We start from the raw sequence: 8,796 nt of genomic DNA, 5'->3' as shown, positions 1-8,796 counted from the left end.
TCCACCGCCGCCAAACACGGCAAGGACGCCCTCGACGTGCTCAAACAACTGTTCACCACCGACCGTGGCTACCCGAACCGGCAACCTCAAGCTGAATACGTACGAGCAGCCCTGCGGCCTACTGCGGTGCCTTACGTTCGGCGGAGCCGAGCGCCTTGGCGGTGAAATTGACCACGCCGTGCTTGGACGCAGCTACGTCAACCTGCTCGCGCAGGGGTTCTACCAAGAAACCGCGAGCTGTCACCGCCGTGCGACGGTCGCCGTGACATAGCGGACCGGGACATCGAGGAACAGGGGGCCGTCGCCGTCACGCAGGTCGTCCAGTGCGGCGATCAGACGAGTGCGCAACTGTTGTGAGTCGGCCGGGGTCAGGTGCTGCCACAGCAGGCGCATACCCTGAGTGTGCGACCAGTCCACCCAGGCCGTTCCGGACGGGGCGACCACGTGCACCGGCTCGTCGACCACCACTGCCTCCTGAAAACCAGCCATCCGCATGGTTTCCTCCAGGTCGTCCACGCTACCGAGCCAGCTGTTGAACCGGCGCTGTAACGCTTCCGGTTGCCATTCGGCCGGCAAGTTGCTCAGCAGGGCCATCGGGATCAGCTCGGTGAATATCGGTGGCAAGAACGGGAAGGTCTTGTCGGAGAACAGAGGGCTGGTGAAGGCGATTCGCCCATGGTCGGCGAGCAGCTGCGCGTATCGGGCCATGGCTGATGGGGCGTCCGGAATGAAGATCACGCTGTAGCTGCCGGTTACGAGGTCGAACGACCGGGCCGGCAGGTCCGGGTTCTCCCCGTCCAGCACCCGGATTTCGACGTTCGTGGCGCCCTGCCGCTCGGCCTCCGCGCGGGCCGCGTCGACCATCGCCGGCGCTATGTCGATGCCCAGTACATGACCGGTCGGACCGACGAGTTCCGCGGATGGGAAAAGGCTGGCTCCCCGGCCGCACCCAATGTCGAGCACACGGTGTCCTTCTCGGGGGGCGGCATGTTCGACCAGCCGCTTGCCCATCGGCGTGAAGAACTCGACGCCGAGCTGGTCGTATGAAGCCGCAGCACGGTCGAAGGCCGCGGTCACAGTTGCCTTGTAAGCCGCCGGGTCCACGTTCTTTCCCCTCTTCCCACGAATGGTGGTACCGAGCTTTCACCAGTCACCTCGCATTCCGCTATACAGCCGATCTGGCCCTCTAAGCTGACTAGGAAAACAATCGGAGTGCGGTGCTGGCCACTTGTTTTCGTGCCCGGGAACGGTCAATACTTGTGGGGACCGCCGTAGCCGGCGAAGTTAACAGGGGAGATTGCATGAGCAAAAACATCGACCTCGTGAAGCGTATGGTGAATGCCTACAATACGGGGAACATCGACGACGTCGAGGACTTCATCCATCCGGAGTACCTCAATCCAGGTGCCATGGAACATTTCAAGGACCAGGTCGGGCCGCAGACCTTCGTCATGGCCGTGCAATGGCTGAAGGCGACGTTCTCCGAGGAGGTGTACCTCGAGGAGATTGGCTACGAGGAGAATGGCGACTGGGTGCGTGCCAAGTTGGTTCTCTACGGCCGCCAGGTGGGCGACATGCTGAGTATGCCTGCGACCGGCCGGCGATTCTCCGGCGAGCAGATCCACCTTATTCGGATCGTTGACGGGAAGATTCGCGACCACCGGGACTGGCCCGACTTCATCGGCACCTACCGGCAGCTCGCCGAACCGTGGCCGCAGGGCGACGGCTGGCGCCCCTGATACTCCCATCACTACGTGGAAGGAGCTCCGTCGATGGAAAGTGAGGATCCTGCCGAGCAGGAAATGCGCGAATTGAACGTCCTGCTGCGGCTCGGCAGCCTGCACACCCCGATGGCGGTGCGAGTGGCCGCCACGTTGAGACTTGTCGACCACATCATCGCAGGGACGACCAGCCCGGCGGAGCTGGCGAAGGTGACCGGTACGAACGCGAACGCGTTGCTGCGTGTGATCCGGCACCTCGTGGCGGTCGGCGTACTGGCCGAGACCGAGCCGGACCGGTTGACGCCAACCACGACCGGCATGCTGCTGGCCGACGGCCATCCGGCCCAGCAGCGTGCCTGGTTCGACCTGAACAACGCGGTCTCCCGCGCGGATCTCGCGTTCTTCCAGTTGCTGGAGGCCATCCGGACGGGCCGGCCGTCCTATGAGTCGATCTACGGCAGGCCCTTCTACGATGACCTGACCGCGAACTCTCGGCTCGCCGAGTCGTTCGACGCGTTGATGGCTTGCGACCAGGACGTGGTCTACGAGGCCCCGGCCGCAGCGTACGACTGGAGCCGCGCCAGGCACGTGATGGACGTCGGCGGCGGCATCGGCGGGTTCCTCACCGCGATTGCTAGGGCCGCGCCCCACGTTCGAGGGACGCTGTTGGAGCTTCCGCTCCCCGCGGAACGGGGACGCGCGCAGTTCAAGACGGCCGGGCTCGGCGACCGGCTGGACGCGGTGGCCGGTGACTTCTTCGAGCCGCTGCCAGTCAAGGCGGATGTGATCACGCTGTCGTTCGTGCTGCTCAACTGGTCGGACGACGACGCACGACGGATTCTGGCTCGCTGCACCGAAGCCTTGACACCTGGTGGACGGATCGTCGTGCTGGAGCGGGACGACCTGGCACAGGACGCGTCCAACGAGCAGTTCACGTTGCTGGACCTGCGAATGCTCGTCTTCCTCGGCGGCCGGTTGCGCACCAGGGAGGAGTGGGCGATGTTCGCTGCGTCCGCCGGCTTCACCGTCGAGTCGGCACTGAAGGTGGCATCGCCTTCGGTTCCGTTCGACCTGTCCCTGCTGGTTCTCGTGCCCACTGGAGCAGCGACATGACCATGATGCTCCCTGTGTCGACCTCGGGATCGAAGTCAAGCTACGGGCTTGTCAACCGCACCTCGGAGGCGGAACGGTGATGACCGAACGCGTCATTTCGGCAGGCGATGTGAAGCTGTGGAGCCAGGGCTTCGGTGACCCAGCCGACCCCGCACTATTGATGATTATGGGTGGCAACCTGTCCGCGTACGGCTGGCCGGACGAGTTCGTCCAGCGGTTGGCCGCAGGTGGTCTGTTCGTTGTCCGGTACGACCACCGGGACACCGGCCGGTCCACCTGCCGGGACTATCAGAAGCATCCATACACCTACGACGACATGGCCGCCGACGCGACCGCGGTGCTCCACGGCTGGGATCTCGCGGCCGCGCACGTCGTAGGCATGTCGATGGGCACGTCGCTGGCGCAGGTGATGGTGCTCAACCACCCTGACCGTGTCCGCAGCCTGACGTTGATGCTGGGCGGAGCACTGGACACCGACTTCGACGCTGCCATCGAGGCCGCGTTCCGTGGTGAGCCGCTCTTGAACGGACTGCCTGTGCCGACCGCGCGTTTCCTGGAGCTGCTGTCCGCGGCGCAGCAACCAGCAGAGGACCGGGAATCGATGCTGGCCAAGCAGGTTGGCAAGTGGCGCCTGCTCAATGGCGACGGGATTCCCTTCGACGAGCAGGAGTACCGGCGCTGGGAGGAGCGCGCTATAGACCACGCCGGAACGTGGGAGGAACCGGTCACGCACTACCAGGTCGGGCTGCCGCCGCTGAGTCGCGGCGCGGAACTGCGTGACGTCAAGGTGCCAACCCTGGTGATCCAGGCGCCGAACGACCCGGCCGCGCCACCGCCACACGCCAGGCATCTCGCGGACCTGATCCCGGGTGCCCGGCTCGCGGAGATTCCCGGCATGGGCCACGCGCTGCCCTCCTCCGTGCACGGACCACTTGCTGAACTGATCATCGCGCACACACTCGCTGCTTGAGGGGGAGGGCAAATCAATGTCTACGAGGACAGACGCCGCCGCGACGACCGACACCGTGCGCACGCTCACCGCTGACGCGCCCGGGAACGGGGTAGAAATTGTCTCCAACAGCGATCTTGGGCGCCACCTGCTGACCGTTCGGGGTTTCCAGTTCGTCTTCGGCGCGCAGGGCGACCCCTACGCAATGCTTCTGCGGGCGGGCGCCGACGACCCCGCGGTTCTGGGCGCCCAGGTGCGTGACCGCGGCCCGCTGTACAGAAGCGAAGCCGGCGCCTGGGTGACTGGACACCACGCGCTCGCAGGGGAGATCCTCCGTGACCCGCGACTCTCGTTGCGTCACCACGGTGACGGGTCATCGCAGCAGCATATGTTCCAGGACATCTGGGATAACCCGAAGATATGCCACATCGTCCCGCTCGACGGTGCCTTTCTCAACCTGTCGCGTGGGGACTACGAGCGGCTCGGCACCTTGTTCCAGCCGGTGCTGGGCGACCTGGCCGTTGCGGGGACTGTAGACCGGTTCATCTCCGGTCTGCCCGACGAGTTCGACCTGGTGGCGGACTTCGTTCGGCCAGTCGCGGTGGCGGTGGCCGCCGACCTCCTCGGCCTCGCGGAGGCCACCCGCGACCGGTTCGCCGGGTTGGTTGCGGGTCTTGGAGTCGCGCTGGACGCGGGGTTGTGCCCGCCGCAGTACAAAACGGCTCGCGCATTGCTGACCGGAGTGGCCGAGGTCCGCGAACTACTAAGCACACCGGGGCTCTTCGGCGACCGCCGGCCGGCCGCCGACCCCGATGACGTTCTCGCGGCCGCCGTGCTGACCGCGGTCGCCGGCGTCGAGGTGGCCGTGACCCTGACGTGCAACGCGATGGCGGCACTGCTGGCACATCCGGACCAGTGGCAGACATTGCTTGGGGAATCGGGGCTTGCCGCCGGCGCGATCGAGGAGACTCTCCGGTTCGACCCGCCCATCCGGTTGGAGAACCGGATTGCCACGACGGACGTCGAGCTTGCCGGCCACCAGATTGCCGCGGACACCCAACTGGTCGTGGCCGTCGATGCGGCGAATCGGGATCCTTCGGTCTTCCCGGACCCGGATCGTTTCGACATCACGCGAAACTCTGACGCTGACCAACTAGCCCTCTCCGGTGGTCTCTACGACACGTTCGTGGCGCCGATGGCCGTGGCGCAGGCCCGGGTCGCGGTGGAGGCGCTAGCGTCCCGCCTGCCTGCCCTGCGGCAACGCGATCGAGTGCTGCGCCGGATGCGTTCCCCGGTCACGGGTGGGGTCCTGCGATTCCCGGTCGCGAAGCGGTAGAGGGGAGACGCAATGCGGATTCTGGTCACATGCTTCGCGATGGACGCACATTTCAACGGTGTGGTGCCACTTGCCTGGGCCCTGCGGACCGCCGGGCACGACGTGCGGGTGGCGAGCCAGCCGGCCTTGACCGACAGCATCACCTCGGCTGGCCTGACCGCGGTACCGGTCGGCACGAACCCCATGATGCGCGAGGTCATACAGCACGTGGGCCCTGCCATGTACGCCCTCCATTCCGACCCCGACTTCCTCGAACACCGACCGGAGTTGCTGAACCTCGACTTCCACATCGCGTCCAACTCAATGCTGAACGCGACCTACTACATGCAGATCAACAACGAGTCCATGGTAGACGGGTTGGTGGACTACGCCCGGCACTGGAAGCCGGACTTGGTCATTTGGGAGCTGTTCACATTCGCCGGCGCGGTAGCGGCCAGGGCGACCGGTGCCGCACACGCCCGCATCCTGTCCTTTCCCGACACCTTTTACGGCGTGCGCAAGGTGTTCCTGGAGAAGTTGACGAAGTCACCGGAGCGCCATGACGACTCGCTCGCGGAGTGGCTGACGCTCGTGCTGGACCGGCACGGCTGCGAGTTCGACGAGGAGGTCGTGACCGGCCAGTGGACCATCGACCAGATGCCCACGGGTGTGCGGCTGCCCCTTGGCCTGCCCACGGTTGAAATGCGTTACCTGCCCTACAACGGTCCGACGCCCGCCGTGGTCCCCGAATGGCTGTGGCAGGCACCCGACCGACCCAGGGTGTGCTTCACCCTGGGTGAGACGATTCGCCAGACGGAGTTCCCCAACGCGCTCAACGTGGCTGACCTATTCGACGCGATCGAGGACCTCGACATCGAAGTCGTGGCCCTGCTCGGCGAAAAGGAGCTCGACGGCGTCGGGAAGATCCCGGACAACACCAGGGTCGTGGACCGGGTCCCCCTGGCCGCGCTTATGCCGAGTTGCTCGGCGATCGTCCACCACGGTGGCGCGGGAACGTGGGCGACAGCGGCGGCCTACGGCGTTCCCCAGGTCGCAATGGGCTGGATGTGGGATGCCATTTACCGCGCCCAGCGGCTCGAGGAGTTGGGCGCGGGACTGCACATCCCGTCGTTCCAACTGACGGCGGGAGGTTTGCGGGAGAAGCTCGTAGGCGTCCTGTCCGAGCCATCGTTCGCCACGGGAGCGGCCAACCTGCGAGATGCGATGGCGAGCACCCCAAGCCCGGTAGAGACCGTCGGGAAGCTGGAACATCTGACAGCCTTGCACCGGGACGTGGCGCGGTGCAAGGCCGAGTCATCGGGGGAACCCGCTCCACATGGAGTGGTGAACGGGAGCTGATTCAATGGCGAACACCGGGGCGATGTTCAACAAGCACGATCTGCTCGATCTCGACGACGAGTTGGGCGACGAGGCGCGGAACACGCGTGACACCGTGCGCACCTATGCCACGGCCGAACTGGGACCGCGGATCGCCGACTGGTACGAACGCGGGACGCTGCCCCGCGAGGTGGCGGAGGGACTCGGCGCGCTCGGCCTGTTCGGCATGCAACTGAACGGGTACGGGTGCCCCGGGCTCTCGGCAGCCGCCTACGGCGTCGCCTGCCGCGAGCTCGAGGCGGTGGACTCGGGGTTGCGCAGCTTCGTGTCGGTCCAGGGCTGCCTCGCCATGTTCGCGATCCACCGCTACGGTAGCGAGGAGCAGCGGCAGGCATGGCTACCGGCGATGGCCACGGGCGAGGTGCTCGGGTGTTTTGGCCTCACCGAGCCGGAAGCTGGTTCCGATCCGGGTTCGATGCGCACGTCCGCCCGCCGCGACGGCGTCGACTGGGTGCTGTCCGGCACCAAGACGTGGATCAACAACGGCGCTATCGCCGACGTCGCGGTGATCTGGGCGCGTGCGGAGGAGCGCATCCTAGGGTTCCTGGTACCCACCGACTCACCGGGATTTACCGCACGCGAGATCACTGGCAAGCTGTCGTTGCGTGCCTCGAACTCGGCTACCGTCGTGCTCGACGACGTCCGGGTACGGTCCTCTGCGCTGCTTCCCGGAGCACGCGGACTGAAAAGTGTGCTGTCGTGCCTGAACGAGGCCCGCTTCGGCATCGTGTGGGGCGTCGTCGGCGCCGCCAGTGCCTGCTATGCCAGCGCGCTCGACTACGTGGGTGGTCGCGAGCAGTTCGGCCGGCCGCTGGCCTCCTATCAACTCTCCCAGCGCAAGCTCGCGGACATGGCGGTCGCGGTCACGCACGCCGGGATGACGGCGCTGCGGCTGACCAGCCTCAAGCAGGCCGGACGGCTGACGCCCGTGCAGATCAGCCTCGGCAAGCTCGCCAACGCGCGGTCGGCGATCGAGGTGGCCCGCATCGCACGAGGCATGCTCGGTGCCAACGGGATCACCCTCGACTACCCGGTGATGCGGCACATGGCCAACCTGGAGGCTGTGACCACCGTCGAGGGCACCGAGGAGGTCCACACGCTCAGCATCGGCCACGCGGTCACCGGCTTGCCCGCGTTCCGCTGAGTCCTGTCTGTCAGGCTGGGATGAGGCAGCCATTCCGGAAGCGTTAGGCTTGTCGGGAGACAGGAAGAGGATCATTGTGACGCTACCCAGCACGCCTGGTGAACAGGGCGGACGGCCGAAACGGCGAACGTTCACGGCGGAGTACAAACTCCGCATCGTGGCGGAGTACGACGCGGCGAAGGCCTCGGGTGAGGGCGCGGCGATCCTGCGTCGGGAGGGCCTGTACCACTCGCACATCCTGGAGTGGCGGGCCGCCTGTGACGCGGGCGCGTTGACCGCTCTGGGCACCCGAAAGAGCCCGGTGTCGGAGAGTCGGCGCCGCAGCGGCGAGGCGGCGGAGATCGAGCGGTTGCGGCGGCGCAACGAGCGTCTGGAAGCAGGCGACGAGGTACGTGTCCGCGGTAGCCAGTGAACTGCCGAAACGCAACGGGTGGACGATCGCGGAGCACGTCGGGGACCGCACCCCGGACCGCACGCAGCGGTTGCTGAACCGGGCGGTGTGGGACACCGATGCGGCGATGAGCCTGGTACGTCGGTTCGTGGTCGACGGGCTGGGCACGGCAGCCCGACGGCGGCGGGGACTGGTGGTCGGGGCGTTGGACGAGACCGGTCAGCGCAAGCGTGGCACCGCCACGTGTGGGGTGAAGCGGCAGTAAATGGGCTGCGCGGGTCGGGTGGACAACGGCATCAATACGGTGCACCTGTCGTACGTGCGGGAGCAGGTCGGGCACTCGTTGATCGGGGCCCGGCAGTGAATCCCCGCCGAGCAGATCGACGACCCGGACACCGCCCAGGCGATGGGATTACCGGCTGACCTGCAGTTCCGCACCAAGGGACAGTTGGCAATCGACATCTGCGCGGACGCGTACGCCGACGGGGTGCGCTTCGACGTGATCTGCGGCGACGAGGTCTACGGGGGCTGCACCCAGTTGCGGGAGTTCCTCGAACAACACCAGCAGGCGTACGTGCGGGTGGCCTGCACCTTCATGCTGGAACTCGGCGGGAATCTGCGGTTGACCTGCCAACAAGCCGTCACGCAGATGGTCGGCCCTCGCCAGTGGGAGGTGCGTTCCGCCGGGACAGGGTCGAAGGGGCTGTCCCGCACCGGGTTTGATGGAGACGTCGAAACCTGGGAGGAACACCAGCGATGCCCGCA

9 protein-coding genes and 1 pseudogene are annotated in these 8,796 nt (G+C 66.4%); 9 read left to right on the top strand and 1 reads right to left on the bottom strand.

Annotation, left to right across the window (positions count from 1 at the left end; all coding sequences use genetic code 11):
• Positions 1-240: 240 nt before the first annotated feature.
• On the bottom strand, positions 241-1,077 hold the full coding sequence (locus ACFHWY_RS27185; protein WP_416583101.1) for a class I SAM-dependent methyltransferase: 837 nt from the start codon (positions 1,075-1,077) through the stop codon (positions 241-243).
• Positions 1,078-1,301: 224 nt separating this feature from the next.
• Here ACFHWY_RS27185 and ACFHWY_RS27180 point away from each other — a divergent pair, with 224 nt between their 5' ends.
• From ACFHWY_RS27180 to ACFHWY_RS27140, 9 genes and pseudogenes are all read left to right on the top strand, one after another.
• Entirely contained in the window at positions 1,302-1,739 is a 438-nt protein-coding gene (locus ACFHWY_RS27180; protein WP_416583100.1) for a SnoaL/DnrD family polyketide biosynthesis methyl ester cyclase, read from the top strand.
• 33 nt (positions 1,740-1,772) lie between these two features.
• Positions 1,773-2,834, top strand: a complete 1,062-nt coding sequence (locus ACFHWY_RS27175) for a methyltransferase (protein ID WP_416583099.1) — start codon at positions 1,773-1,775, stop codon at positions 2,832-2,834.
• Between the two features lie 79 nt (positions 2,835-2,913).
• Positions 2,914-3,804, top strand: a complete 891-nt coding sequence (locus tag ACFHWY_RS27170) for an alpha/beta fold hydrolase (RefSeq protein ID WP_416583098.1) — start codon at positions 2,914-2,916, stop codon at positions 3,802-3,804.
• 16 nt (positions 3,805-3,820) lie between these two features.
• Positions 3,821-5,119, top strand: a complete 1,299-nt coding sequence (locus ACFHWY_RS27165) for a P450-derived glycosyltransferase activator (protein ID WP_416583097.1) — start codon at positions 3,821-3,823, stop codon at positions 5,117-5,119.
• Positions 5,120-5,131: 12 nt separating this feature from the next.
• Positions 5,132-6,457, top strand: coding sequence for an activator-dependent family glycosyltransferase (locus ACFHWY_RS27160; protein WP_416583096.1), 1,326 nt, complete (start codon positions 5,132-5,134; stop codon positions 6,455-6,457).
• A gap of 4 nt (positions 6,458-6,461) precedes the next feature.
• On the top strand, positions 6,462-7,640 hold the full coding sequence (locus tag ACFHWY_RS27155; RefSeq protein ID WP_416583095.1) for an acyl-CoA dehydrogenase family protein: 1,179 nt from the start codon (positions 6,462-6,464) through the stop codon (positions 7,638-7,640).
• A gap of 157 nt (positions 7,641-7,797) precedes the next feature.
• Entirely contained in the window at positions 7,798-8,052 is a 255-nt protein-coding gene (locus ACFHWY_RS27150; protein ID WP_416583094.1) for a hypothetical protein, read from the top strand.
• Positions 8,033-8,296 (top strand): transposase, encoded by a 264-nt coding sequence (locus ACFHWY_RS27145; protein ID WP_416583093.1) that lies wholly within the window; start codon positions 8,033-8,035, stop codon positions 8,294-8,296. Before ACFHWY_RS27150 ends, ACFHWY_RS27145 begins: the two co-directional genes overlap by 20 nt.
• 141 nt (positions 8,297-8,437) lie before the next feature.
• Positions 8,438-8,796, top strand: a pseudogene (locus ACFHWY_RS27140) (hypothetical protein); the annotation flags it as partial.

The sequence above is a fragment of the Micromonospora sp. LOL_024 genome (assembly GCF_048060415.1).
Lineage (GTDB): Bacteria > Actinomycetota > Actinomycetes > Mycobacteriales > Micromonosporaceae > Micromonospora.
The sequence above is the reverse complement of the archived record's forward strand: the minus strand, read 5'-3'. Positions and strand labels throughout refer to the sequence as shown.

Excerpts from the sequence above, each read along its gene's own strand:
- ACFHWY_RS27175 (WP_416583099.1), top strand. The coding sequence starts at position 1,773 with ATGGAAAGTGAGGATCCTGCCGAGCAGGAAATGCGCGAATTGAACGTC.
- ACFHWY_RS27165 (WP_416583097.1), top strand. The coding sequence starts at position 3,821 with ATGTCTACGAGGACAGACGCCGCCGCGACGACCGACACCGTGCGCACG.
- ACFHWY_RS27180 (WP_416583100.1), top strand. The coding sequence starts at position 1,302 with ATGAGCAAAAACATCGACCTCGTGAAGCGTATGGTGAATGCCTACAAT.
- ACFHWY_RS27155 (WP_416583095.1), top strand. The coding sequence starts at position 6,462 with ATGGCGAACACCGGGGCGATGTTCAACAAGCACGATCTGCTCGATCTC.
- ACFHWY_RS27160 (WP_416583096.1), top strand. The coding sequence starts at position 5,132 with ATGCGGATTCTGGTCACATGCTTCGCGATGGACGCACATTTCAACGGT.
- ACFHWY_RS27170 (WP_416583098.1), top strand. The coding sequence starts at position 2,914 with ATGACCGAACGCGTCATTTCGGCAGGCGATGTGAAGCTGTGGAGCCAG.